This window comes from Arthrobacter sp. UKPF54-2 (assembly GCF_007858535.1).
Classification (GTDB): domain Bacteria; phylum Actinomycetota; class Actinomycetes; order Actinomycetales; family Micrococcaceae; genus Arthrobacter.
In genome coordinates this window covers 2,213,159-2,238,238 of the sequence record NZ_CP040174.1, presented here as the reverse complement: position 1 = coordinate 2,238,238, position 25,080 = coordinate 2,213,159, and the positions used below count along the sequence as shown (strand labels likewise).

Annotated in this window: 26 protein-coding genes and 1 riboswitch; of the genes, 9 read left to right on the top strand and 17 right to left on the bottom strand. The window is 70.5% G+C overall.

Going from position 1 to position 25,080, the window contains the following annotated elements; translation table 11 throughout:
- Positions 1–2 precede the first annotated feature (2 nt).
- The 6 genes from hemC to hemE form a co-directional block, all read right to left on the bottom strand.
- Positions 3–1,001: a hydroxymethylbilane synthase gene (gene hemC / locus E7Y32_RS10350; protein ID WP_146337041.1), complete on the bottom strand. Its 999-nt coding sequence runs from the start codon at positions 999–1,001 to the stop codon at positions 3–5.
- The gene (locus E7Y32_RS10345; protein ID WP_146337040.1) at positions 998–2,230 is read right to left on the bottom strand and encodes a ferrochelatase; all 1,233 of its coding nucleotides are present in this window, start codon (positions 2,228–2,230) and stop codon (positions 998–1,000) included. Before E7Y32_RS10345 ends, hemC begins: the two co-directional genes overlap by 4 nt.
- Entirely contained in the window at positions 2,227–2,940 is a 714-nt protein-coding gene (hemQ, locus tag E7Y32_RS10340) for a hydrogen peroxide-dependent heme synthase (RefSeq protein WP_146337039.1), read from the bottom strand. Before hemQ ends, E7Y32_RS10345 begins: the two co-directional genes overlap by 4 nt.
- Before the next feature lie 131 nt (positions 2,941–3,071).
- Positions 3,072–3,806 (bottom strand): hypothetical protein, encoded by a 735-nt coding sequence (locus E7Y32_RS10335; protein ID WP_146337038.1) that lies wholly within the window; start codon positions 3,804–3,806, stop codon positions 3,072–3,074.
- A gap of 109 nt (positions 3,807–3,915) precedes the next feature.
- Positions 3,916–5,406, bottom strand: coding sequence for a protoporphyrinogen oxidase (gene hemG, locus E7Y32_RS10330; RefSeq protein ID WP_146337037.1), 1,491 nt, complete (start codon positions 5,404–5,406; stop codon positions 3,916–3,918).
- Between the two features lie 6 nt (positions 5,407–5,412).
- Complete coding sequence (gene hemE, locus E7Y32_RS10325; protein ID WP_146337036.1) at positions 5,413–6,546, bottom strand: uroporphyrinogen decarboxylase; 1,134 nt, start codon at positions 6,544–6,546, stop codon at positions 5,413–5,415.
- Positions 6,547–6,704: 158 nt separating this feature from the next.
- On the opposite strand from hemE, the gene E7Y32_RS10320 reads away from it, so the two are divergent.
- The gene (locus E7Y32_RS10320) at positions 6,705–8,054 is read left to right on the top strand and encodes a glutamyl-tRNA reductase (RefSeq protein WP_146337035.1); all 1,350 of its coding nucleotides are present in this window, start codon (positions 6,705–6,707) and stop codon (positions 8,052–8,054) included.
- 38 nt (positions 8,055–8,092) lie between these two features.
- On the opposite strand, the gene E7Y32_RS10315 is transcribed toward E7Y32_RS10320, so the two are convergent.
- The gene (locus E7Y32_RS10315; protein ID WP_146337034.1) at positions 8,093–9,100 is read right to left on the bottom strand and encodes an SDR family NAD(P)-dependent oxidoreductase; all 1,008 of its coding nucleotides are present in this window, start codon (positions 9,098–9,100) and stop codon (positions 8,093–8,095) included.
- Positions 9,101–9,111: 11 nt separating this feature from the next.
- The gene (moeB, locus tag E7Y32_RS10310) at positions 9,112–10,323 is read right to left on the bottom strand and encodes a molybdopterin-synthase adenylyltransferase MoeB (RefSeq protein WP_146337033.1); all 1,212 of its coding nucleotides are present in this window, start codon (positions 10,321–10,323) and stop codon (positions 9,112–9,114) included.
- A gap of 84 nt (positions 10,324–10,407) precedes the next feature.
- Here moeB and E7Y32_RS10305 point away from each other — a divergent pair, with 84 nt between their 5' ends.
- The 3 genes from E7Y32_RS10305 (at position 10,408) to E7Y32_RS10295 (ending at position 11,763) form a co-directional block, all read left to right on the top strand.
- On the top strand, positions 10,408–11,076 hold the full coding sequence (locus tag E7Y32_RS10305) for a TetR/AcrR family transcriptional regulator (RefSeq protein WP_395940416.1): 669 nt from the start codon (positions 10,408–10,410) through the stop codon (positions 11,074–11,076).
- A gap of 90 nt (positions 11,077–11,166) precedes the next feature.
- Positions 11,167–11,391, top strand: a complete 225-nt coding sequence (locus E7Y32_RS10300) for a DUF3107 domain-containing protein (protein WP_138768754.1) — start codon at positions 11,167–11,169, stop codon at positions 11,389–11,391.
- A gap of 69 nt (positions 11,392–11,460) precedes the next feature.
- Positions 11,461–11,763: a cytochrome c-type biogenesis protein CcmH gene (locus E7Y32_RS10295; RefSeq protein ID WP_146337032.1), complete on the top strand. Its 303-nt coding sequence runs from the start codon at positions 11,461–11,463 to the stop codon at positions 11,761–11,763.
- Positions 11,764–11,818: 55 nt separating this feature from the next.
- Here the strand turns inward: E7Y32_RS10295 and E7Y32_RS10290 are convergent, their stop codons facing one another.
- The 5 genes from E7Y32_RS10290 to thiO all read right to left on the bottom strand — a co-directional run bounded on the left by E7Y32_RS10290 (position 11,819) and on the right by thiO (position 14,990).
- Positions 11,819–12,190: a VOC family protein gene (locus tag E7Y32_RS10290; RefSeq protein ID WP_146337031.1), complete on the bottom strand. Its 372-nt coding sequence runs from the start codon at positions 12,188–12,190 to the stop codon at positions 11,819–11,821.
- A 26-nt stretch (positions 12,191–12,216) separates the two neighbouring features.
- Positions 12,217–12,543 (bottom strand): YciI family protein, encoded by a 327-nt coding sequence (locus tag E7Y32_RS10285; protein WP_315897997.1) that lies wholly within the window; start codon positions 12,541–12,543, stop codon positions 12,217–12,219.
- Positions 12,544–12,673: 130 nt separating this feature from the next.
- The gene (locus E7Y32_RS10280) at positions 12,674–13,480 is read right to left on the bottom strand and encodes a thiazole synthase (RefSeq protein ID WP_186466972.1); all 807 of its coding nucleotides are present in this window, start codon (positions 13,478–13,480) and stop codon (positions 12,674–12,676) included.
- Between the two features lie 5 nt (positions 13,481–13,485).
- Positions 13,486–13,722, bottom strand: a complete 237-nt coding sequence (thiS, locus tag E7Y32_RS10275) for a sulfur carrier protein ThiS (protein ID WP_146337028.1) — start codon at positions 13,720–13,722, stop codon at positions 13,486–13,488.
- Positions 13,719–14,990, bottom strand: a complete 1,272-nt coding sequence (thiO, locus tag E7Y32_RS10270) for a glycine oxidase ThiO (RefSeq protein WP_146337027.1) — start codon at positions 14,988–14,990, stop codon at positions 13,719–13,721. The genes thiS and thiO overlap by 4 nt, the downstream gene beginning before the upstream one ends.
- Positions 14,982–15,102: riboswitch (TPP riboswitch) on the bottom strand. (Overlaps the previous gene by 9 nt.)
- Positions 15,103–15,128: 26 nt before the next feature.
- Here thiO and thiE point away from each other — a divergent pair.
- Complete coding sequence (gene thiE / locus E7Y32_RS10265) at positions 15,129–15,839, top strand: thiamine phosphate synthase (RefSeq protein WP_146337026.1); 711 nt, start codon at positions 15,129–15,131, stop codon at positions 15,837–15,839.
- Here thiE and E7Y32_RS10260 read toward each other — a convergent pair.
- Positions 15,836–16,507 (bottom strand): ferritin-like fold-containing protein, encoded by a 672-nt coding sequence (locus E7Y32_RS10260; protein ID WP_146337025.1) that lies wholly within the window; start codon positions 16,505–16,507, stop codon positions 15,836–15,838. The two genes, thiE and E7Y32_RS10260, sit on opposite strands and share 4 nt — an antisense overlap.
- Before the next feature lie 41 nt (positions 16,508–16,548).
- Between E7Y32_RS10260 and E7Y32_RS10255 the strand changes: the two genes are divergently transcribed.
- The 3 genes from E7Y32_RS10255 to E7Y32_RS10245 all read left to right on the top strand — a co-directional run bounded on the left by E7Y32_RS10255 (position 16,549) and on the right by E7Y32_RS10245 (position 20,967).
- Entirely contained in the window at positions 16,549–18,036 is a 1,488-nt protein-coding gene (locus E7Y32_RS10255) for an RNB domain-containing ribonuclease (protein WP_146337024.1), read from the top strand.
- Positions 18,037–18,376: 340 nt separating this feature from the next.
- The gene (locus E7Y32_RS10250) at positions 18,377–20,089 is read left to right on the top strand and encodes a DEAD/DEAH box helicase (protein ID WP_146337023.1); all 1,713 of its coding nucleotides are present in this window, start codon (positions 18,377–18,379) and stop codon (positions 20,087–20,089) included.
- Between the two features lie 8 nt (positions 20,090–20,097).
- Positions 20,098–20,967 carry a site-specific DNA-methyltransferase gene (locus E7Y32_RS10245; protein WP_146337022.1) on the top strand — a complete coding sequence of 290 codons (870 nt, stop codon included), beginning with the start codon at positions 20,098–20,100 and terminating at the stop codon, positions 20,965–20,967.
- Here E7Y32_RS10245 and E7Y32_RS10240 read toward each other — a convergent pair.
- Complete coding sequence (locus E7Y32_RS10240; protein ID WP_146338482.1) at positions 20,951–21,559, bottom strand: MarC family protein; 609 nt, start codon at positions 21,557–21,559, stop codon at positions 20,951–20,953. The genes E7Y32_RS10245 and E7Y32_RS10240 overlap by 17 nt on opposite strands.
- An 8-nt stretch (positions 21,560–21,567) precedes the next feature.
- Positions 21,568–22,413 (bottom strand): PHP domain-containing protein, encoded by an 846-nt coding sequence (locus E7Y32_RS10235; RefSeq protein ID WP_146337021.1) that lies wholly within the window; start codon positions 22,411–22,413, stop codon positions 21,568–21,570.
- Positions 22,414–22,484: 71 nt separating this feature from the next.
- Between E7Y32_RS10235 and E7Y32_RS10230 the strand changes: the two genes are divergently transcribed.
- On the top strand, positions 22,485–24,068 hold the full coding sequence (locus E7Y32_RS10230) for an aminopeptidase P family protein (RefSeq protein WP_146337020.1): 1,584 nt from the start codon (positions 22,485–22,487) through the stop codon (positions 24,066–24,068).
- A 76-nt stretch (positions 24,069–24,144) separates the two neighbouring features.
- On the opposite strand, the gene E7Y32_RS10225 is transcribed toward E7Y32_RS10230, so the two are convergent.
- A complete protein-coding gene (locus tag E7Y32_RS10225) occupies positions 24,145–25,017 on the bottom strand; it encodes a general stress protein (protein ID WP_146337019.1) in 873 nt (290 codons plus the stop codon).
- Between the last annotated feature and the right edge of the window lie 63 nt (positions 25,018–25,080).

Here is a 25,080-nt window from a genome sequence, read left to right as displayed (position 1 = left end):
GCTCAGGAGGCGGCCAGGTCGGCGATGTCGGCGGCGCCGGCGGCCAGCAGGGCCTCGGCCAGCTCGATGCCCAGCAGGGTGGCGCCGACGTCGGTCAGCCCGTCGGTAGCTTTGGTGTCCCGGACCGTCGCGGTGCCGTCCACGGCGCAGACCACGGCCTCGAGATGCAGCAGGCTGCCCTTGCGGTGGGCGTAGGCGCCCACCGGGGCGGCACAGCCCGCCTCCAGCCGGGCCAGGAGCGCCCGTTCGGCCGTGACGGCCAGCCGGGTGTCCGGATCGTCCAGGGCCGCGAGGGCCTGGGCGAGCACACCCTGGGAGCCCTCGGTGGACCCTGCCTTGCGGGGGGCGTCGGCGGTGCGGCATTCGATTGCGAGGGATCCCTGCCCGGCGGCGGGGAGCATCACGGCCGTCTCGAGGTACTCGCTAACGGCGTCGAGCCGGCCGATCCGGTGCAGTCCGGCGGCGGCGAGGACCACGGCGTCGAGGTCGCAGGACTTGCCCTCCACCACGGCATCGGTGCTGTTGCCCGGCAGGCCGGGCACCCGGCCCAGCCGGGTGTCCACGTTGCCGCGGATGTCCCGGATGTCCAGGTCGGGGCGGGCGGCCCGCAGCTGCGCGGCCCGCCGCGGGGATCCCGTTCCCACGGTGGCGCCGGCGGGCAGTCCGTCGAGGGTGAGCCCGTCGCGGGCGCAGAGCACGTCGCGGACGTCGACGCGCTTAGGCGTCGCCGCGAGCGTCAGGCCCAGGGCCGGGCCGGTGGGCAGGTCCTTGAGCGAGTGGACCGCGACGTCGCACGCGTCCTGCAGCAGCGCGTCACGCAGCGCGGCCACAAAGACGCCGGTGCCGCCCATCTGTGAGAGCGAACCTGTCAGGACGTCGCCGTCGGTCCGGATGTGCACGAGGTCCACCGGGAATCCGCCGACGGCGGCCAGCTGGTCCGCGGTCTGCTGGGTCTGGGTCAGGGCGAGCTTACTGGCCCGGGTGCCGATCCGGACGGTCACAGCGCGGCCGGGTAGGGGTCGTGGCCCGTGCCGACGCTTGTGTCGGCGCCGGCGATGGTGGGCTTTTCGCCGCGGAAGTTGGCGCAGCAGCCGGGCCGGCAGACGTCGTACCAGGGGCCGAGTTTGGTCAGGTGCGGCCGGTCGGCGATGTTGTTGGCGGCGGTCCGCTCGCTGATCAGGTCCACGATGCCGGCGACGAACTTCCGGTGCGTCCCGGGCGTGGGCACGCGGGTGGCCGCCACCCCAAGCTTGCCGCAGGTTTCGAGGGCCTCGGTGTCGAGGTCCCAGACCACTTCCATGTGGTCGCTGACGAAGCCCAGCGGCACGATCACGACGCCCTTGACGCCTTGGCCGGCGAGTTCCTCGATGGCATCGTTGATGTCGGGTTCCAGCCACGGCACATGCGGGGCGCCGGAACGGGACTGGTAGACGAGGGACCACGGGGCGGTGTCGCCGGACTCGGCTTCGACCCGGCGGATGACCTCGGTGCCGGTCGCGAGGTGCTGGGCCACGTAGGCGGAGTCTTCCTCGAACTGGCGCGGTTCGGACTCGGAGCGGCCGGCTGCCTTGGCGTCGCGGGTGGGGATGGAGTGGGTGGCGAACAGGATGTGGACCGGGGCGTCCGGAGTTCCGGCCGCGGCCAGCTGGGCGCGGACGTCGGCGAGGCCGGCGGCGGTGCCCTCAACGAACGGCTCCACGAAACCCGGGTGGTCGAAGTACTGGCGGACCTTGTCCACTTCGAGTTTGCCGTCCAGCCCGGTCTCGGTCAGCGCCATGCCGATGTCCTCGCGGTACTGCCGGCAGCTGGAGTAGCAGGAGTAGGCGCTGGTGGTGATCATCAGGACCTTGCGGTGCCCGGCGTCGTAAATCTCCTGCAGGGTCTGCGGGATGTAGGGGTCCCAGTTGCGGTTGCCCCAGAAGACCGGCAGGTCGATCCCGCGGGCGGCGAGCTCGGCCTCCATGGCCGCCTTGAGCGCGCGGTTCTGGGCGTTGATCGGGCTGATGCCGCCGTTGGCGCGGTAGTGGTGCGAGACCTCTTCGAGCCGTTCGTCCGGGATGCCCCGGCCGCGGGTGACGTTGCGCAGGAACGGGATGACGTCGTCCTGGCCCTCGGGGCCGCCGAAGGAGGCGAGGAGTACGGCGTCGTACTCCTTGGGGGCCATGCGGCCGGCTTCGGTGACGGGATTCACGGCGGTGAGGGCACCTTCCTGCGGATCGAGCGGGCTCATGCGAGCACCTCGGCGATTTCGACGGCGCTGACGCGGCGGCCGGTGTAGAAGGGGATTTCCTCCCGGACATGGTGGCGGGCCTCGGTGGCGCGCAGGTGGCGCATCAGGTCCACGAGATCCACGAGTTCCGGAGCTTCGAGGCCCAGGATCCATTCCCAGTCGCCGAGGGCGAAGGAGGACACGGTGTTGGAGATGACCTGCGGGAAGTCGCGGCCGAGCAGGCCGTGGTCGCGGAGCATCGCGCCGCGTTCGGCTTCCGGCAGCAGATACCACTCGTAGGAGCGCACAAACGGGTAGACGCAGAGCCACTCTGCCGGTTCCACACCGCGGGAGAACGCTGGGGTGTGGTTCTTGGCGAATTCCGCCTCACGGTGCACACCCATGGCGGACCAGGCGATCTCGGTGCCGGTGAAGAGCTTGCTGCGGCGGATGTCGCGCACGGCCCGCTGCAGCGCCTCGGGCTGCGGGCCGTGCAGCCACATCATGATGTCCGCGTCTGCCCGCATCGCGGAGACGTCGTAGCTGCCGCGGTGGACGACGCCGTCCCCGGCCAGCCGCCCCAGGAGGGCTTCGAAGTCCTCGGCGGCGTCGCCGCTGCGCAGGACGTCGGCGGAGCGCTTGAAGACCGTCCAGAGCGTGAAAAACTGCTCGGTGGATTCCTCGGCTGCTGTTCCGGTTTTAGTGACAGATTCGGCAGAAGTGTGGCTCATGGATACCAGTCTGCCCCCTCCCCGGAGCTAAGTCGAAACAGAGCACTTCTACAGGGCGTAGAAGTGCTCAATTTCACAGCGGGCGGCTCCGGGCGTGCCCGGAGCCGCGGGACGCCTCGGCGGCGGCCGGCCTAGATCCGGCGCATCCGCAGGGCCACGGCGCCGGCGCCCAGGGACACCGCCACCAGGCAAATCCCCCATCCCACCAGGGCGGAGGGCCCGGACGGTTCGACGGCGGAGGCGGCCTGCATCTTGTCACCGGAGGATGCGGTCGCCGAGGGCGCTGCGGCTTTGGCGGCGGACATGGTGGTGGCGGACTGGGGGGTGCCGCTTGAGGTGGCCGACGGCGTGCCGGCCGCGGTGCCGGCCGCGCTGTCCGGGGCGGCTGCGGCGGGGGCTTCTGCGGCAGGGGCATCCGGGGCAGGTCCCTGGACCGGCGCCTGCTGGCTGCCGGGGGCCTGGCCGCCTACCGGCAGCGGCGACGCCGGGACCGGCTGCGGGGCCAGCGTCCCGGGCGCGGCGGGAGTTGACGATGCCCGCTGCTCGGGCGTCTGCGACGGAGCCGGCGCGGTGGACGTGGACGTCGGCGGCGGCGTGCTGCGGGTGGGGGCGGTGCTTCCGGAGGACGGCGAAGGCGTGGGAGACGGGGACTGGGATCCCAGCAGGCCGCCGATCACGTCGCCGATGCCGACGGAGATCGAGCCCGTCGGCGCGTCCGGGCTGGGCGTCGGCGAGGCCGCCTGGGTGGCAGGAACCCCTGCAGTGAGAGCCAGTACCGCTCCGAGCGCCGCCACCGCTGTGCCGCGTCGAAGTCCCCCATGGTGACCGGCCGGCGTTTCTGGAACTTCGGACCTGTGCATAACCATGGTCATCGACCCTAGCTGCTGAACGCCGGCGGGGAAAATTTGCCGAAACGGCCACTTTCCGGGTAGCAGGCACGGAAAGGGACCCGCAGCCCGCGCCCGGGCACACGCTCTAGGGGAGCAGGGACGCCACTTGCTTCGGTGTGTCGGCGACGATCGCGGCGAGCCCGTTTCCGGACAGCCAGCCGCCGACGACGGCGAGGTTTCCCTCCGCTGCGCAGAGCGTCCGGACCTCGTCGACGCGGCGCTTGTGGCCGAGTGCGGCGAACGGCAGGGCGCCGGACCACCGCACCACGTCCCAGCCGGCGACGTCTGTACGGGAGAGCGGGACGCCCAGCAGCGCGGAGGCGTCCTGAAGGGCGGCGTCGAACAGTTCCTCGTCACTCCGCGGCTCGGGCGCGGCAGCGGCGCCGTTTGCCGGGAGGTGCTCACCGCGGCCGTAGGACAGGCGGAGCACATGCCGTCCCGGTGCCGTGCGCTCGGCCAGCCAAGCCCACTTCGCGGTCGCGTGGGTGAGGGCTTTGGCGCGCACGCCGGGGCTCTGCGGGGCCACCAGCACGCCCGTGCCGCGGGGCGCCGCGTCGAGGGCGGGTTGGTCCAGGACCAGGGTCACCAGCCGCACGTCGGGACCGGCGTCGGGGCGGAGGGCGGCCAGGGCGGGGATGGTGCCGGCGAGCAGGCCGACGGCGGCCGGGCCCTCCACCGCGACCACCAGCCGCCCGGCGTCGAACCGTCCTCCCCCGGCGGTGACGCGCCAGCCGCCCGGGATGCGCTGCACCGCGTCGGCGCGCGTGCCGCTGAGCAGGGTCACGTCAAGGCCGCGCAGTTCGGCCAGGAGAGCGCTGACAAGGGTGTGCATGCCGCCGCGGAGGCCGGCGACGGCGGAGCCGGCTTTCTGCAGTCCCGGCTGCGGGGCGCCCTGGCGGGCCGGGCCGACAGTGGCGCCGCGGCGCTGTGCGGCGACGGCGGCGGCGAGGGAGCCGTGGGTGCGGAGGCCGGTGCGCAGGCCGGGCGCCACCATGTCCACGTCCAGCAGGGCGGGGTCGGCCGAGTGCACGCCGCCGACCACGGGCGCGACGAGCCGCTCCAGCACCCGCCTGCCCATCCGGGCCCGGACCAGGTCGGCGACGCTGGTGGCGTCCGCTGCCGTCCCCACGGAAGCCGGCAGCAGGGCGTCGAGCGAGGCGCGCAGGGATCCGATCAGGCCGAGGGAGCGCCGGACCTCAGGGTCCCAGGGGTTGGCCGGGATCCCCAGCACACCGGTCTTCGGCAGCTCGCGGGGACCTTCGGGCAGCTGGACCCAGGCGCCGCCGGGGTTCGGCTGGACGATCCGCGCGCCGAGGCCCAGTTCCCCCGCGAGGCCGGCCACCGCCGCGGAGCGGGTGGCGAAGGATTCGGCGCCGCTGTCCAGGGTCAGGCCGGCTACGACGTGGCTGCCCACGCAGCCGCCCCAGGCCCCGGAGGCTTCCAGCACCGTGGTCCGGACGCCCGCCCGGGCCAGCTCCCTTGCGGCGAGCAGGCCGGAGATGCCCCCGCCCACCACCACCGCGGTCGGCGCAACGGCGGCCGCGGAACGTCCAGCGGCGTCAGGGTCGGTGGCCATGGGGGTCTACTCCGGGGAGATGGAGTGGATCAGTTCCACCACGCGGGTCAGGACCGCCGCGTCAGTTTCCGGGGGCACACCGTGGCCGAGGTTCAGGACGTGCCCGGGGGCCGAGGCGCCGGCGGCAATGACCTCACGGACATGGGCTTCGAGGATCTCCCACGGCGCGGACAGCAGCGCCGGGTCGATGTTGCCCTGCAGCGGCACGGTGCCGCCGAGCCGGCGGTTGGCCTCGTCCAGCGGCAGCCGGTAGTCCACACCGACGACGTCGACGCCGACGTCGCGCATGGCGACGAGCAGTTCGGAGGTGCCGGTGCCGAAGTGGATCAGCGGGGCGCCGAGGTGCCGGACGTGGTCCAGGGCGCGGGCGGACGCGGGGGCCACAAAGCGGGTGTAGTCGGCCAGGCCGAGGGAGCCGGCCCAGGAGTCGAAGAGCTGCCCGGCGGAGGCGCCGGCCTCGAGCTGCGCACGCAGGAACAGGCCGGAGGCGTCGGCGGCCCAGTTGGCCAGCGCGGTCCAGGTCTCGGGGTCGGCGTGCATCATGGTGCGCGGGCCGAGGTGGTCGCGGGAGGGCTTGCCCTCGACCATGTACGCGGCGAGGGTGAACGGCGCGCCGGCGAAACCGATCAGCGGGGTGCTGCCGAGTTCGGCCACGGTCAGCCGCACGGCTTCGCGGATCGGTTCCAGGGCCTCCCAGGTCAGCTGCGGCAGGGCGGCGGCGTCAGCGGCGGTGCGCACCGGCTTCTCCAGCACCGGACCGACGCCGGGGACGATGTCCACGCCGACGCCGGCCAGCTTGAGCGGGATAACGATGTCGGAGAAGAAGATGGCGGCGTCCACGTCGTGCCGGCGCACGGGCTGGAGGGTGATCTCCGAGGCGAGTTCGGGGCGCAGGCAGGAGTCCAGCATGGCCACGCCTTCACGGACCTTGAGGTATTCCGGGAGTGAGCGGCCGGCCTGTCGCATGAACCAGACGGGGCGCCGGGAGGGCTTGCCGCCACGGTAGGCCGTGATCAGCGGCGAGTCGGCGGTGCGGCCGTCCATCAGGGGGTGGCCGGCGTCGAGGCTGATCGGTGCCGTGCCGTCGGTTGCCGTGCCGTCAGTGGCCGTGCCGTTCATTGCCGCAGCGCTAGGAGTCATGCCTTTGATTGTGCCGAAAATTAGCCCCAAAAGATAACGACAACCTGTCAGCTGCGGCCCTGCGGGCCCCGTCGTGGCGGGAATCACAGCCCGGGGTGGGCAGTCCCACGCCCGGTAGTTGTTCTACACGGACGCGAAAAAGCTATGATTGTCCTGCTGTGGTTCTTTTCTCATTGGTGGCTACACACGCCGACATCGACCTCGAGACCGTTGCTCAACTGAGCACCGGCGCTTCGGGGCTTGCCACATCCGCCCTCGCCGGATCGCCGGCCGTGGCGGGTGCCGTTGTCCTTGCCACCTGCAACCGCTTCGAGATCTACGGCGAAGCCCCGCACCCGGACGACGTCGAGGCGGCCCGCGCCGCCCTGGTCTCCCAGATCAGCGGCGCCAGCGGCCTGAACGAGCAGCTCGTCTCCCGCTCCTTTAATACGCGCACCGGCCCGGACGTCACCCGGCACCTGTTCGCCGTCAGCTCCGGCCTGGACTCCGCCGTCGTCGGGGAACGCGAAATCGCCGGCCAGGTCCGGCGCGCCCTGATCACCGCCCAGCACGAGGGCACCGCCAGCTCCGGCCTGGTCCGGCTCTTCCAGGCCGCCTCGAAGACCGCCAAGGACGTCGGCGCGCAGACAGCGCTCGGCTCGCGCGGGCTGTCCATCGTCTCCGTCGCCCTGGACCTCGCGACCGACCTGTCCGAGAACCCCGACTGGTCCAGCAAGAAGGCCGTCGTCTTCGGCACCGGTGCCTACGCCGGCGCCACCATGTCGCTGCTGCGCGAACGCGGCTGCACCGACATCTCCGTTTTCTCCTCCTCCGGCCGCGCCGCCGGCTTCGTCGCCACCCGCGGCGGCACCGCCCTGGACAGCGACTCGCTGCCGGACGCCGTCGCGGCCGCCGACGTGATGATCGGCTGCAGCGGCTCCGACAACCGGGTCGAGGCCGCCGAACTGGCCCGGATCCGTTCCGCGTCGCCGCAGCCGCTGATCGCGATCGACCTGGCCCTGACCCACGATTTCGACCCGGCCGTGGCCGAGCTCGACGGCGTCGAGCTGCTGACGCTCGAATCCGTCCGGCTGGCCGCCCCGCAGGAGCAGGCGGAGTCCCTGAACCAGGCAAGCGGCATCGTCGACGGCGCCGCCACCGCCTTTGAGCAGGAACGCGAGGCGCGCTCGGTGGATTCGGCGATCGTGGCCCTGCGCCGCCACACCATGGACGTGCTCGACGCCGAGATGGAAAAGGTGCGCGCCCGGCACGGCTGCACCGCGGCGGCCGAGGAAGTCGAGTTCGCGCTGCGCCGGATGGTCAAGCAGCTGCTGCACATTCCCACCGTCCGCGCCCGCGAACTCGCCGCAAACGGCCAGCAAGACGACTACGTGGCCGGCCTGGAAGCCGTCTACGGCATCACGGTCGAACAGCCGGCAGCCCGCAGCGCGGCGGCAGGGACCGAGGCGCAGTGCCCGGTCGACCACAGCGCGCTTCCCGCCGTCGAAAGCGGCCGGGAAACGGCCTAGGCCCCCGGGCCCACGGCGCGGCCGACCCGGAAGCCGGCCTACCGCCCGGCGAAGGCGTTGATCTCCGTCAGGTCGGCGGAAAGCTGCCAGAGCCGCTCGGCGTCCGCCCGGTCCACGGCGTGGGCGTCCACTCCCCTGATCCGCGCCTCCGGTGTTCCCGGCTCGGTGGGTTCGGCGATGTCGCAGTCCTCGCAATAGACCCCGCCCATGCCCGCCAGCTGCGGCGAGGTAGCGGCCCAGACGGACGTGGCGGCGCCCTGGGCCGGTGTCTTGAACCGTTCGTTGAGGTTGCCGTCGGCATCCATCCAGCCGGAGGCGATCATTTCCTCCCGGGGCAGGTGGCGCTGCAGCTCGGTCATGATGCCGCCCGGGTGCACGGCGAAAGCCCGGACACCGGCGCCCTTCCCGAGGGCATCCAGCTGGACGGCAAACAGTGCATTCGCCGTCTTCGCCTGCCCGTACGCCTTCCATTTGTCATAGCCGGAGTCGAAGTTGATGTCCTCGAAGCGGATCGGTGAGAGCTTGTGGCCGGTGGAGGACAGGGCCACCACCCGGGCTCCCTCCCCCGCGGCCAGCGCGGGCCACAGCAGGTTGGTGAGCGCGAAGTGCCCCAGATGGTTGGTGGCGAACTGGGATTCCCAGCCCGGGCCGACGCGCTGCTCCGGGCTGGCCATGATCGCGGCGTTGTTGACCAGGATGTCCAGGCTGCCGGCCTCGCCGAGGAAGCCGGAGGCGAGGAAGCCTTCCGCGAACTCCCGCACGCCGGGCAGCTCGGCGAGGTCCAGCCCGGCGACGCCGACGCCGTCCAGCCCGGCATCGTCGAGGACCTTCCGCGCGTGCCCGGGCCGCCGCGCCGGCACCATCACGCGGGCCCCGGCCGAGGCCAGCGCCCGCACGGTCTCCAGGCCGAGCCCCGAGTAGCCGCCGGTGACAACGGCGGTCTTCCCGGTCAGGTCCAGCCCGGCGACCACCTCCGCCGCCGTCGAGCGCGGGCCAAAACCCGAGCCGATCTTGTGCTGCGGGGTCAGGCCGGTGTTCTCGCTCATCGCAGTGCCTCTCAGTAGACCGGTTTGCCGGGTTCGACATCGCGCACCCAGGCGAGGATGCCGCCCTCGAGGTGGCTGACCCGTTCGTAGCCGGCCGCTCGGGCAGCGGCCAGCACGGCGGCGGAGCGGGTGCCGCCCTTGCAGTGGAACACAATGTCGGTGTCCTGCGGCAGCTCGGCCCACGCGTCACCGGCCAGGATCCTGCCCTGCGGGATCAGCGTGGCGCCTTCGATGCTGACAATCTCGAATTCACCGCTTTCGCGGACGTCCACGAGCCGGAAGTCCTTCAGCCCGGCCTTCCGCGAGGCGAGCATGGTGGCGAGCTGGGTGGCGGTGACGGTGTGCTCGGTCCCGGCGTCGGCGGCGGGCGTGATGCCGCAGAACGCCTCGTAGTCGGTGAGTTCGGTGACGCGCGGAGCCTCGGGGTCCCGGGAGACCTTGATCTCGCGCCAGGTGCCGCCGAGGGCGTCGAACAGCGCCACCCGTCCCAGCAGGGATCGCCCGACGCCGGTGATGAGCTTGACCGCCTCGGTCACCATCAGGGATCCGACGGCGGCGCACAGCATGCCGAACACCCCGCCTTCCCCGCAGGAGGGGACGGACCCCGCGGGCGGCGCCTCCGGATACAGGTCCCGGTACGTCGGCCCGTGCCGCTCCCAGAACACACTGACCTGACCGTCGAAGCGGAAGATCGAGCCCCACACGTAAGGCTTGCCGAGGATGGCCGCCGCGTCGTTGACGAGGTAGCGGGTGGCGAAGTTGTCGGCCCCGTCGATGATCAGGTCGTAGCCGGCGAAGAGCTCCAGGGCGTTGATGGCGTCGAGCCGGATGTGGTGCAGCCGGACCTCCACCAGCGGGTTCAGCGCGGCGATGGCGTCGCGGGCGGACTCGGTCTTGGCCCGGCCGACGTCGGCGACGCCGTGGATCACCTGGCGCTGGAGGTTGCTCAGGTCCACGTCGTCGTCGTCGATGATGCCCAGGGTTCCCACCCCGGCGGCGGCCAGGTAGAGCAGGGCGGGCGAGCCGAGCCCGCCGGCGCCGATCACGAGGACCTTGGCGTTCTTGAGGCGGCGCTGCCCGACTGAGCCGATCTCGGGAATGATCAGGTGGCGGGAGTAGCGCTCCACCTCCTCGGCGGTGAGGCTTTCCGCCGGTTCGACCAGCGGGCCGGGCGCCAATGCCGGTGTTGCGGGGGTGCCGTTTGCGGTCAACTTGGAAGCCATACTTCAATCTATGCCCGAAGTTGCCGCCAGGTCATATTACCCCCGCGTAAAGTGGAGCTAACAGCGAGGGAAAGTAGGCCGATAGTGGTTCATCAGGCACCGGTTGAGCGGGGACATACCGGAAAGTCGCCGGCCGGCCCGACGCGCGGCGGGACGCAGCGTTCGGCGCGGCTCCCGCGCGATGAACGGCGTGCCCAGCTGCTCGCCGCCGCGCAGGAGGTCTTTGTGGCCAACGGCTACCACGGCGCTGCCATGGACGAGATCGCCGAAACGGCGCACGTGAGCAAACCGGTGCTGTACCAGCACTTTCCGTCCAAGCGCGACCTTTATCTGGCGCTGCTGGACAGGCATCTGTCCGCCCTCACCGAGCTTATGCTGGGGGCCCTGAATTCCACCACGGACAACGACGAACGCGTCCAGGCCGTGATGCGCGCCTACTACCGCTTCATCGCGAACGACGACCAGGCGCACCGGCTGGTCTTCGAATCGGACCTGGTCAACGACGTCGATGTGAGTGCGCGGCTGGAAACCTTCAATAAGACGTTCGCGGACGCAATCGCGAAGGTCATCGCCGAGGACACCAAGCTGCCGCTCCTGGAAGCCCAGCTCCTGGGCCGGGGCCTGGCCGGAATGGCGCAGGTCAGCGCCCGGTACTGGCTGGAAACCGACGGGAACCTGGACCTCGATGTGGCGAGCGATTTGATCTACCGTTTAGCTTGGCGCGGAATCTCCCGCTTCCCCAAAGAGTCCTAGAGTACAAATAGAGTTCACCTCGTAGAGAAAACTCGTAGAGGAAACTTGTAGAGAAGACTTGAACACTTTGATTGGCTGGGAGGCCTTGCTGTGGAAGTAAAGATCGGCATTCAGAACATCGGCCGCGAAATTGCCCTGGAATCGAACCAGGACGCGGACGCGGTGGCGAAGCTCGTGGGCGAGGCCATTTCCAAGGGCACCGAACTTCGGCTGACCGATGAGAAGGGCCGCCAGGTCATCATCCCGGCGAACGTCCTGGGCTATGTCGAAATCGGCGCCGAAGAAGTCCGCCGCGTCGGTTTCGGCGCCCTATAGGCACCGCGCACCGGGATCCGCCGGCCCGCCCGCCCCGCAGTTCACAAAGCACGTTATGAAGGAGCCTGAATGCTGTCCCTGATTGTGGTCGCCATGGTGGCCGTGGCCGCGGGGTTCGTGGTGTGGGCCAACGACAAACGGCACGCCAAGTACGGCATCAGTGTGCCCGCGGGGATTGCCCTCGGCGTGGGGATGCTGAGCTGGATCATCTTTATGGCGGCCGGTTTCGGCTACCTGCCGGGCCTGACCTGGATCCCGTGGATCCTGCCCCTGCTGCTGGGCACCGCCGCGGCCATTGCCGCCGTCGTCTACCTCGGCCGGTCCCGCACCCGGCAGGATACGGCGCGGATGTCCGCAATCCTGCGGCTCTAGCCGGCCCCCCCCCCTTCCCTTACCCGGCGGGCTCCCTAGTGCTGGAGGGCTTCCTTTACCGCGGGGCGGTGGATTCCTGGAGGACCCAGCGGTTGCCGTCCGGGTCACTGAAATAGGCGAAGGCGATGCCGCCCATGTCCTGGACCTCGCTGATCTCCGCCCCGCGCCGCAGCAGTTCCGCGCGGGTGGCTGCCATGTTCGGGACCACCAGCTGCAGCCCTTCCAGGCTCCCGGGGGCCATGCTGGTCATGCCCGTGCCGACGACGATCGAAGCGGCGGAGCCGGGCGGCGTCAGCTGCACCACCCGCATGCCGGGGATGTATTCCACGTCGTGGTCCAGCTCGAAGCCGAGCTTCTCCGTGTAGAACGACTTGGCCGCATCGACGTCGGCGACCGGTACTTGTACGACTTCCAGACGCATCTCCATGCGCATCACAGTACTCCCGCCGGCGGCTAGGAGCCGAACGGCCACACGGGCCGAATCTCGATCTTGCCGAATCGTGCCATCGGGTGCTTGGATGCGACCTCGATCGCTTCATCGAGATCGGCGCAGGCGATGATGTCGTAGCCCGCCACCCATTCCTTCGTTTCGGCAAAGGGACCGTCCGTGACAACCAGCTCGCCGGCGCGCACCTTGACCGTGGTGGCGTCCTCGACGGGACGCAGCCGGTCACCGTGGCGGGCGATGCCCCTGGCTTCCACCTCGGCGGCCCATTCCTCGATGTTGTCCTCGGCGGCCACGTATTCCGGCGCGGTGGGATCGGTGCAAATGAAAAGCATGTAGTCCACAAATACTCCTTCTAGTCGGTCGATACATCAGTACGACGAGGACGATGCCGCCAAAAGGACACCTGCCGCCACATTTCTTTTCAGGAATCGTACTCCGGCCGGTTTCCCGGCACCCGAGCCGCTACAGGAACTCGGCGCGGCCTTCCATGGCGGACGAGGCGAGGGCGTGCTCGCGGCGCGGGATCCGGCCGGCGTTCCGGGCCAGCCGGCCGGCGATGACTGCATGTTTGAAGGCCTCCCCCATCATCACCGGGTCCTGGGCGCGGGTCACGGCGGTGGCGAGGAGCACGGCATCGCAGCCCAGTTCCATCGCGAGCGCCGCGTCGGAGGCGGTGCCGATGCCGGCGTCGAGCACCACCGGCACCGATGCCCGGGAGACGATCAGTTCGATGTTGTGCGGGTTCAGGATGCCCAGGCCGGTGCCGATCGGGGCGCCGAGGGGCATCACGGCGGTCGCGCCAAGGTGTTCGAGCCGAAGGGCGAGCACCGGGTCATCGTTGGTGTAGGCGAAGACCTTGAACCCGCGGGCCACCAGCTGTTCGGTGGCCTCCACGAGTTCCACGGCGTCGGGCAGCAGCGTGTGCTCGTCGGCGATCACCTCGAGTTTCACCCAGTCCGTCTCAAGTGCCTCACGGGCCAGTTCCGCCGTCAGGACGGCGTCCCGGGCGGTGAAGCAGCCGGCGGTGTTGGGCAGCACCCGGATGTTTCGCTCCGCGAGCAACTGGAACAGCGAACCGGTTTCGGCCGGCGAGTAGCGGCGCATCGCCACCGTGGTGAGTTCGGTTCCGGAGGCCACCAGGGCGGCGCCGAGGCCCTCCAGGCTCGGCGCGCCGCCGGTGCCCATGATCAGCCGAGAGCCCAGTTCCACCCCGTCGATCGTCAGCAGGTCACGCAGTGCGCGTGGTTCGGTCAGTGTTGTTTCTCCCATGGCATTCATCCTCCCTGGACTGCCGTGACGAGTTCGACGTCGTCGCCCTCGGCGAGCGCGGTTGCGTGCCAACGGCTGCGCGGCACCACCTCGGCGTTGCGGGCGACGGCGACGCCGAGCTTTCGGCCGTCCGTGGCCTGGCCGTCAGCGGCCAGCGGCCGGCCGGTGACGCCGCTGACGAGGGCGCTGACCGTGGCACCGTCGGCGAGGGTGTGCGGTGCCCCGTTGAGCCTGATGTTCATGCTGTTGTCCTGTCTTTCGGTGAAAAGTCCTGTGCTGAATCCCGTCGGGCGGAGAAGCGGTCCGGGCGGAAAGCCGCCCAGCGCGGGTCCGGCGGCCCGTCCAGCAGCTCCCGGCAGACCGCGGCGGCCACAGGGGTCAGCAGGACGCCGTGCCGGAAGAACCCGGTGGCGATGATCAGCCCCTCGATGTCCTGCCCGGTTCCGCCGCGGCCAACGCGCCCCAGCAGCGGGGCGTTGTCAGGCGTTCCCGGCCGTGCCCGCGCCGTGGCCTCAAGCAGTTCGAGTTCGGCGACGGCGGGGAGCAGCTGCTGGGCGTCGCGCAGCAGCTGGTAGACGCCGCCGGCGGACACCGCGCCGGACTGCGTGGGCGCGTCCTCGCGCTGGGTCGCGCCGATCACGACCGTGCCGTCCTCCCTGGGGACGATGTACACCGGCACCCCCCGGACCAGTCCCCGCACGGTGGAGCGAAGCAGCGGTCGGAGCCGTGGCGGCACGCGGAGCCGGAGGATGTCCCCGTAGACCGGACGCAGCGGCAGGGCCAGTCCCCCGGGCAGGCCTTGCAGCTCGGCCGCCCCGAGCCCGTTGGCCACGACGGTCTCGTCCGCGCGGATCTCCCCGCCGCCTTCGAGGCCGGCGCCGGCGACGCGGCCGCCGTCCCAGAGCAGCCCGGCGGCGCGGCGGGGCACGGCCTCGAACCGGCCGTCCGCGCGCAGCAGCGCTCCGATCCTGGCGAGCAGCCGGCGCGGGTCCACCTGGTGGTCGGCGGGTATGTCGAGGGCGCAGGAGATCCCGGGGCTGAGCAGCGGCTCGCGGGCCCGCGCCTCGCGCACGGTCAGCGGCTCCACGGCGAGGCCGCAGGCCTGCTGCACCGCCCGCAGGTCCGCGAGCGCCCGGCGGTCCGCCGCGTCCGCGCCGACGGCGAGGGTCGGCGTCGTGAGATACCCGGTGCCGCCCGCCCCTTCCTGGCCCGCCCCCGTGCCGCCGTCCAGGCCGGCTGCGAAGCCGGGCCACAACCGGGCGGCCTCCAGCATGAGCGCCAGGAGCGCTTCCTCCTGGTAGTGGAGTTCGCTGACGGGGGCCAGCATGCCGGCGGCCGCCCAGCTGGCCCCGCTGCCGGGGGCGTCGTCGATCAGGGCCACGGAACGGCCCGAGCGCCGAATTTCCCAGGCGATCCCGTGGCCGACCACCCCGCCGCCGATTACGGCGACGTCGTACCGATGTGCTGAGGGGTCCGCCGGGGCGGCCGATGGCGGGACTGGTGCGTCCATGGGTTTCCTTCCCTACGCCGGTACTAGCCGGATCAGGTCAAGCGGTCGGCTCTGACGCCCTCTCAGCCCGGCGGCCGTGTGACGGCCCGCGCGGGCTCCCGCGGTATCCGCCCAGTTTAGAGGAACTAGGCTTGGGGCATGAGCCAGGATGTCCACACCACCGCCCGCCTGTACCTGTGCACCGATGCCCGGAAGGGCCGCGGCGACTTCGAAGACTTCGTCGACGCCGCCTTCACCGGCGGGGTGGACATCATCCAGTTGCGGGACAAGTCGCTGGAGGCGGCCGAGGAGCTCGAACTCCTGGAGGTCCTGCACTCCGTAGCGCAGCGGCACGGCCGGCTCTGGGCCGTGAACGACCGCGCCGACCTCGCCTCGCTGGCCGGGGCGCCGGTCTTCCACATTGGCCAGAAGGACATTCCCTTCGCCGCGGCCCGGGATTTCCTGGGAAAGGGCACCGTGATCGGCATGTCCACGCACACCCCGGAGCAGGTTGACGCGGCCATCGCCGCGGCCCCGGGCCGGAGCGGACTGGACTACTTCTGCGTGGGTCCGGTCTGGGCCACACCCACAAAGCCGGGCCGCGCCGCCGTCGGGCTGGACCTGGTGCGCTACGCCGCGGCGGCGATTGAACGGGCCGAGGCCGGCGACAGCGGCCGGGTCGCCGGGGTGGTGCCGTGGTTTGCGATCGGCGGCATCGACCTGGGCAACGTGGAGCAGGTGGTGGAGGCGGGCGCGCGCCGGGTCGTGGTGGTCCGGGCGATCACCGAGGCCGACGATCCCGCCGGGGCGGCACGCGCGCTGCTCGCCGCGCTCGACGCCGGCGCCGATGCCGACGCCGCGTCCAGTTAGCCCGCGAGCCCCAGCTGGGACATCCGGCGGGAGTGGGCGGCGGCGAGCTCGGCAGTCAGGGAGCGGACCAGCTCCCCTGCCCCGGCCTCGTCCACGCCGGCCAGGCCGCCCAGGAGGGCGTGGTCCACGCTGACGCGCTGGGCCTGGCTGAGCGCCTCGCCCAGCAGGCGCCGTGCCCACAGGGCCAGCCGGGAAGCCAGCCGGGGATCATCCGCGAGCGCCGCCTTGAGCCGTTCGCCCAGCACCGCCGTCGCGCCCTCGGCTGACTGGACCTGCTCGATCAGGGCGGCCGTGCCGGCGTCGACGTAGCCGGAAATCAGGCGGTAGAAATCCGCGGACACGGTGTCGATCACGTAGGCCTTCATCAGCGACTCGTACCAGTCGGAGGGACGGGTGCGCTCATGGAAGTGGTCCACGGACGGCTGGAACGGCAGCATGGCCTCCTCCGCGTCGACGCCGAGCTCCGCCAGTTTCGCGCAGACCAGTTCGTAGTGCTGGAACTCGGTGACGGCAAGGCTCCCCAGCACGGCGCGGTCACGCAGCGTGGGCGAGTACCGGGCGTCGGAGGACAGCCGCTCGAAGGCCGAGAGCTCCCCGTAGGCCATCACGCCCAGCAGCTCCCGGAGAAAACGCTGGTCGCGGACGGGGCTGGCCGGGGAAGTGCTCATGCTCCAAGACTAATGGCCAAAATCGGGCTAACCTGATTTTCGTGTCTCATCATCGCCTGACCCCAAGCGTGCGCCAGCAGCAGAACCAACTGGCCCAGGCGCTCAACGCACTGCGCACCACGCTGGAGCTGCCGGGCCCGTTCCCGGACGAGGTGCTCCGCGAGGCCGAGGCCGCGGTGGCGGGCCACGAGTTGCCGGCCCTGGACCTGACGCACGTGGAGTTTGTGACCATTGATCCGGCCTCCTCGACGGACCTGGACCAGGCCCTCTTCATTGACCGCGCCGGCGACGGGTACAAGGTCTTCTACGCTATCGCGGACGTCCCCTCCTTCGTTGCCCCCGGCAGCGCGCTCGACGCCGAAACCCGCCGCCGCGGCCAGACCTTCTACACGCCGGAGGGCCGGATCCCGCTGCATCCGGAGGTCATCAGCGAGGCGGCCGGCAGCCTGCTGGCCGGCCAGCTTTGCGCGGCCTTCGTCTGGGAGTTCGAGCTCGATTCCGCCGCCGAGGTGTCCTCGGTCCTGGTGCGCCGGGCGCAGGTCCGCAGCCGCGCCAGGCTCAGCTACCACGGGGTGCAGGCCGAGCTCGACGGCGGCACTGCGGGACCTCTGCTGCAACTGCTGAAGGAAGTCGGCAGCAAACGGGTGGAACTTGAACGTTTGCGCGGCGGAGCCAGCCTGAACATGCCGGAGCAGGAAATCGAGCAGCTGCCGGACGGCGGCTACCGGATTGTCGCGGCCCCGCCGCTGCCGGTGGAGGACTGGAACGCCCAGATCTCGCTGATGACCGGCATGGCCGCGGCCGAGCTGATGCTGCGGGGCAAGGTGGGGATCCTGCGCACCATGCCCGCGCCGGACGAACGTTCGCTGCGGCATTTCCGGCGCCAGACCGGCGCGCTGGGCAAGCCGTGGGACGGGGAGATCAGCTACGGGGAATACCTGCGCACCCTGGACCCCACGGATCCCCGGCAGCTGGCGATTGTCCACTCGGCCGGCATGCTCTTCCGCGGCGCCGGCTACACCCCATTCGACGGCGAGGTCCCCGAGGACGCGATCCAGTCTGCCATCGGCGCGGCGTACGCCCACTCCACCGCCCCGCTGCGCCGCCTGATCGACCGCTTCGTCCTGGTCATCTGCGAGGCCCTGTCCAACGGCGCCGAGGTCCCGGGCTGGGCCCGCGAGGCGCTCCCCTCGCTGCCGGCCATCATGGCGTCCTCGGACCAGCTGGCCGCCAAGCTGGAGCGGCTCTCGCTGGACACCGTGGAGGCCGCCCTGCTGATCAACCACATCGGGCAGGAGTTCGACGCCGTCGTCATCTCCGGCTCGAAGCCGGCCAAGAACGGCGCCGGCGGCAACGGGAATGGCAAGGGAAACGGGAACGGGAACGGCCCGTCCGGGATCGTGCAGATCGCCGAGCCCGCGGTGACCGCCCGCTGCCCCGGCGAGCTAGAGTCCGGCACCCAGGTCCGGGTGCGCGTGGTGTCCTCGGACATCGCCACCCGGGAAGTCCGGCTGGAGCTCGTCGGCTGATTTCCGGTCCCGGTTCCGGCACGGTTCGGTCCCGGCTAAGCGCCGCTGCGGGGCACACGGGCGCGCCGCACCGCGGTCCCCGGTCGGGGTTCGCAACGGCGAACGGCTAGACTGGAGGGGTAGTAATGGATGCCCGGTCGTTGATTTCCATGTTTTTCGAATTCAACAAGCCCGCCCCTACGCGATCTTGAGACACACCCGCTGGTCCCAGTGCCAGCATCAGATAGCCCGCGATCGGCTTCCACTGGACTTGCCTGCGCGTCTGAGCGTGCTCCGGAACGGCCCCGCGCCGGCCCCGTTGAGCAAGCAGCGCAGCCCAAATGAATAAGGAAACTCCCCTGTGAGTGAATTGCACACGCACCAGCTTCTGACCGACGAATCCGGCACGGAATCGATCGAGCCGGAAGAGACCATCATCTCGGACGAAAAGCCGCACGAAATCGCGGAAAAGTCGTTTGCCGACTACAACGTCCGCGCCGACATTGTGGAGTCCCTCGCCGACGCCGGCATCACCCACCCGTTCCCGATCCAGGCCATGACGCTGCCCGTCGCCCTGTCCGGCCACGACATCATCGGCCAGGCCAAGACCGGTACCGGCAAAACCCTCGGCTTCGGCATTCCGGCCCTGCAGCGGGTCATCGGCCGCGACGACGCCGGCTTCGACAAGCTGCCCGCCCCCGGCGCGCCGCAGGCCCTCGTCATCGTGCCCACACGCGAGCTGGCCGTGCAGGTCGCCAGCGACCTGCAGACCGCAGCCCGCAAGCGCAACGCCCGGATCACCACCATCTACGGCGGCCGCGCCTACGAGCCGCAGGTCGAGGCGCTGCAGCAGGGCGTCGAGGTCGTCGTCGGCACCCCCGGGCGCCTGATCGACCTGTACAAGCAGAAGCACCTGGTGCTGAAAAACGTCAAGATGGTCATCCTGGACGAGGCCGACGAGATGCTGGACCTCGGCTTCCTGCCCGACGTCGAGACCCTGATCGCCGGCACCCCCGCGGTCCGCCAGACGCTGCTGTTCTCCGCGACCATGCCCGGCCCGGTCATCGCGATGGCGCGCCGCTACATGAGCCAGCCCACCCACATCCGGGCCGCGGACCCCGACGACGAGGGCCTGACCAAGCGCGACATCCGCCAGCTCATCTACCGTGCCCACAGCATGGACAAGATCGAGGTCGTCTCGCGCATCCTTCAGGCCCGCGGCCGCGGCCGCACCATCATCTTCACCAAGACCAAGCGCACCGCCGCCAAGGTCGCCGAGGAACTCGTGGACCGCGGCTTCGCCGCCGCCGCCATCCACGGCGACCTCGGCCAGGGCGCCCGCGAGCAGGCGCTGCGGGCCTTCCGCAACAACAAGGTCGATGTCCTTGTCGCCACCGACGTCGCCGCCCGCGGCATCGACGTCGACGACGTCACGCACGTGATCAACTACCAGTGCGTCGAAGACGAAAAGATCTACCTGCACCGCGTGGGCCGCACCGGCCGCGCCGGCAACAAGGGCACCGCCGTGACCTTCGTCGACTGGGACGACATGCCGCGCTGGGGCCTGATCAACAAGGCCCTCGGCCTGAGCGTGCCCGAGCCGGTGGAAACCTACTCCTCCTCGCCGCACCTGTACGAGGAACTGGACATCCCCGAGGGCACCAAGGGCCGTCTGCCCCGCGACAAGCGGGTCCTCGCCGGCGTCGACGCCGAAGTCCTCGAGGACCTCGGCGAGACCGGCAAGAAGAACACCCGCTCCAGCGGGCGCGACGCCGGACGCTCCGGCTCCCGGGACGGCGGCCGCTCGGGCTCCCGCGAAGGCGGCCGCTCGGGCTCCCGTGAAGGCTCCCGCGAGGGCGGCCGCGACGGCGGACGCCGTCGTCGTTCCCCCGAGGCGGAAACCTCCACCGGCCCCGCCGAGGCAACGGCTCCGGCCGCCGCAACGGCCAGCGCCCCGACCGAGGTCGACCGGGCCACCCGGGCACGCCGGCGGACCCGCACCCGCCGCCGCAACGGTGAAGTGGTCAGCGGTGAGGCCCAGGGCGGCGCCCCGGCACGCAGCGCCGAGGCCTAATCCCCTTTATGGCTGACACCGTCTGGGCGCCGGACGGCAGCAACCTGGTGGTACACGCGGACAACGCGGAATACCTCCCGACGCTGCCGGACGGCGCCTTCACACTCATTTACGTGGATCCGCCCTTCAACACCGGCCGGGTCCAGAAGCGCCAGGAAACAAAAATGGTGCTCAACACCGGGGGCGAGGGCGACCGCGTCGGCTTCAAGGGCCGCTCCTACGACACCATCAAGGGCGCGCTGCACAAGTACGACGACGCGTTCAGCGACTATTGGTCCTTTTTGGAGCCCCGGCTCGTGGAAGCCTGGCGGCTGCTCGCGGACGACGGCACCCTGTACCTGCACCTGGACTACCGCGAGGTGCACTACGCCAAGGTCATGCTGGATGCGATCTTCGGCCGCGAGTGTTTCCTCAACGAGATTATCTGGGCCTACGACTACGGCGCCCGCGCCAAGTTCCGCTGGCCCACCAAACACGACAACATCCTCGTGTATGTGAAGAACCCGACGAAGTACCACTTCGACAGCGCCGAGGTGGACCGTGAGCCCTACATGGCGCCCGGGCTGGTCACCCCGGCCAAGCGGGAGCTCGGCAAGCTGCCCACCGACGTGTGGTGGCACACCATCGTCTCGCCCACCGGCAAGGAGAAGACCGGCTACCCGACGCAGAAGCCCGAGGGCCTGATCCGCCGGGTGGTCGCCGCGTCCAGCCGTCCCGGGGACTGGTGCCTGGACTTCTTCGCCGGTTCCGGCACGCTCGGCGCCGTCGCGGCGAAGCTCGGGCGGAAGTTTGTCTGCGTGGACCAGAACCATGCCGCCGTCGACGTGATGGCGGCCCGGCTCGGCCCGCACGCCACGTTCGTCAGGTCCAGCTCTTGACGAACGCGTGCACCGCGTCGGCGATCATCTGCACCGCGATCGCCGAAAGCAGCAGGCCGGCGATCCGGGTGACCAGTTCGACGCCGTTCTCCCCCAGGGCGCGCTGCACCACGCCGGCGAAGCGCATGGCCAGGTAGAGGGACGCGAGCGTCACGGCGATCCCGAGCCCGACGGCAAGGTACTGCGCCATGCCGCTGGAGCGCTGGACGAAGACCATCACCGCTACGATCGCGCCGGGACCGGCCATCAGCGGCGTCCCGAGCGGCACAAACGCCACGTTCTTATACTTGGCCGCGTTCTCCTCGCCGCTGGTGGAGCCGGTCAGCAGCTGCAGCGCGATCAGCACCAGCAGCAGGCCGCCGGCACCCTGGAGCGCGGCGAGCGAAATGTGCATGTAGTTCAGGATGGACTGCCCGAAGATCGCGAACGTCACGATCACGCCGGTGGCCACAAGCAGGGCCTGCAGCGCCGACATGTTCCGGTCCCGGGCATCCATCTGCGCCGTCAGGGACATAAAGATCGGCACCGTCCCGGGCGGGTCCATGATTACGAACAGCGTCACGATCACGGAGGCCAGGAGCTGAAGGTCAATCCACTCCATCAACGCACCACGGACGTTCCGGTGCCCAGCTCCTCGATCCGGGCCAGCACCTCGGGCGCGGTGAGGTTCTCGCCCAGCAGGTTCGGCTTCCCGGCCCCGTGGTAGTCGGAGGACCCGGTGACCAGCAGCCCGTGCCGTTCGGCGAGGCGGCGCAGGAAGATCCGGCCCTCCTCCGGGTTGTCCCGGTGGTCGATTTCCAGCCCGGCCAGGCCGGCGTCGATCATTTCCCGGTAGGTGCGGTCCCCCACGATCCGTCCGCGGGAAGACGCGACGGGGTGCGCGAACACGGGCACGCCGCCGGCGTCGCGGACCAGTTCGACGGCGTACGCCGGGTCCGGCGCGTAGTGCTGCACCCAGTAGCGGGAGCGCGAGGTCAGGATCGATTCGAAGGCCTCGCTGCGGTCCTCGACCACGCCCGCGGCCACCAGGGCGTCGGCGATGTGCGGCCGGCCCAGGGTGGCGCCGGGGGCGACGTGGTGGATCACGTCGTCCCAGCTCAGCGGGTAGTCCTCGGCGAGCAGGCTGACCATCCGTTCGGCCCGGGTGAAGCGGGCGTCCTTGGATTTGGTGATTTCCTCGACCAGTCCGGGGTGGGCCGGGTCGTGCAGGTAGCTGAGCAGGTGGACGCTGATGCCTTCGCGGGTCCGGCAGGAGATCTCCATGCCGGGGACCAGGGCCACGGCGAGCTCCCGGGCGGCGGCGGCGGCTTCGGCCCAGCCGTCGGTGGAGTCGTGGTCGGTCAGGGCGACGACGTCGAGACCGGCTCCCGCAGCGGACGCGATCACCTCCGCGGGCGCTTGGGTGCCGTCGGAAACATTCGAGTGGGCATGCAGGTCAATCCTCACCTCCCCAGCCTAGTAGATTCACCGGGACGGCTTGTTGGCCTAAGCCGCGCCGCTGGTGAGACTATGGGACGGTGAACGATGCCGATAACACCCAAGTCTCCGTTTCCCAGCCCCTCGACGAGCGCGTCAACAACCGCTCGCAGCGGCCCAGCTCCGACGCCTTCAAGGCGTTTATGGCCAGCAACTGGGCACCGTCCCGGGCGGAGTTGCCCGAACTGGACGCCGTCGCAGGCCACGCCGCCGCCCGCCGCCGGGCCATCTCCGAGCTGTTCAAAGGTGAACGCCTGGTCATTCCCGCCGGGCCGCTGAAAGTCCGCTCCAACGACTGCGACTACCGCTTCCGCCCGCACTCGGGGTTCGCGCACCTGACCGGCCTGGGCCTGGACCATGAGCCCGACGCCGTGCTCGTCCTGGAACCCGCCGATGAAGGCACGGGCGACGACGGCGGCCACCACCATGCGACGCTGTACTTCCGCCCGCTGGCCGGCCGCGACACCGAGCAGTTCTACGCCGACTCCCGCTCGGGCGAGTTCTGGATCGGCGCCCGGCCCACCCTCGCCGAGTTCAAGGCCCGGCTGGGCCTTGAGACCGCCGACCTGGCCGAACTCGAACTCGCGATCACCAAGAACGTCGGTGCCCCGGAAATCGGCGGCATCTCCATCCGGCTGGTGCGCAAGGTGGATGAGAACATCGACGCGCTCGTGGACACCGCGCGCTACAACACCGCCAAGGACCCGGAGAACCTGGACCTGGGCGTCCTGGACGCGCTCGACGAGAAGCTCAGCGAGGCGCTCTCCGAGCTGCGCCTGATCAAGGACGAGTGGGAAGTCGAGCAGATGAAGACCGCCGTGGCCGCCACGGTGCAGGGCTTCACCGAGGTGGTCAAGGCGCTGCCGCGGGCCCTCACCCACCACCGTGGTGAACGTGTGGTCGAGGGCGCGTTCTTCGCCCGGGCCCGCGAAGAGGGCAACGAACTCGGTTACGACACCATCGCCGCCGCCGGCAACAACGCCACCGTGCTGCACTGGACCCGGAACACTGGCAAGGTCAATGCCGGCGAGCTGCTGCTGCTGGACGCCGGCGTGGAGGCGGACTCGCTCTACACCGCGGACATCACCCGCACGCTGCCGGCCAACGGCACCTTCTCAGAGATCCAGCGCAAGGTCTACGAGGCGGTGCTCGACGCCGCCGATGCCGGCTTCGCCGCCGCCCAGCCCGGGACCAAGTTCCGCGACATCCACACCGCTGCCACCACTGTGCTGGCCGAGCGGCTCGCCGACTGGGGGCTGCTGCCGGTGTCCGTGGAGGAGGCCATCAGCCCCGAGGGACAGCAGCACCGCCGCTGGATGCCGCACGGCACCAGCCACCACCTGGGACTGGACGTGCACGACTGCGCCCAGGCCAGACGCGAGCTGTACCTGGACGGCGTCCTGACCCCGGGCATGGTCTTCACGATCGAACCGGGGCTCTACTTCAAGGAGGAGGACCTTGGCATTCCGGCGGAATACCGGGGCATCGGCGTCCGGATCGAGGACGACATCCTGATGACGGCCGACGGCCCCGTCAACCTCAGCGCCGCGCTGCCGCGCAAGGCCGACGACGTCGAGTCCTGGATGGCCGGTATCTACCAGGAAATCGACGCCCAGCAGCCGTAGCCGCCAGGGCGGGAACGCGAAAGGGAGGGCCGCTGACCCTCCCTTTTTGCTGTCCGGCCCGTCGGGCCGGTGCGCCTTAGCGCTGTTCGCTGTCCCCGCGGGGTTCGCCCCGGTTTTCCGGCTGCGCTGGTCCCTGCTGTGTTATTCCCTGCGGGGCAGGTCCCCGCTGGGCGTCCGTGACGCGGACGCCGTACTGCGGCCGGCCGTCGGGCAGGTCAGGGTAGCTGACGCCGGAGGGGCGGGCCGGTTCCTGCGCCACGGGCTCGCCGGCGGCCCTCTGCTGCGGGGCCGCGTCGGATGCCCGCTGGCCGTACGGGTCACTCCAGCCCGCGGGACGCTGCGGCGCCGGGCCCTGCCCCGGCTGTCCGGGCTGCTGCGGGCCCTGCTGGTAGGGCTGGTGCTGGTGGTCGAACTGCTGGTACCCCGGGGCGGAGGCGTCGTGCTGGGTCATCGGCAGCTGGTGCAGCAGCCGGCGGGCCTCGTGGGCGGCTTCGAAGGCCACCACGACGTCATAGTTGGTCGCCACCACCTGGTTGGTCGACGTAAAGTCGCGCTTGCCGCGCTGCATCGCATACGTGACGATGCCAAAAAGCATAAAGAACGCCGCACCCATCAGCACAGAGGTAACGATCGAGAAGTAGCCGTCGGACGTCGAGAAGAAGGAGAGCATCACGCCGACGAAGAGGCCGAACCACATGCCGCTCAGCGCACCGGAGAGCGCCACGCGGGGGTAGGTGAGCCGGCCGGTGACGCGCTCCACCATCTTCAGGTCATTGCCGACGATGGAGACCAGCTGCACGGGAAACTGCTGGTCGGCCAGGTAGTCCACCGCCTTCTGGGCGTCCAGGTAGGAGTTGTAGGACCCGACGGTGTCGCCCTTGGGGACGGCGCGTGACTCGTCCGCCCCGCCGGGGGCGCCGGCCTTTGGACCACCAAAAATGTTTGACATACGCCCATTCTCACCCATCCGGCTGGGCGGCGCCTGCAAATTCAGCTAAAAGAGAGCGGACTC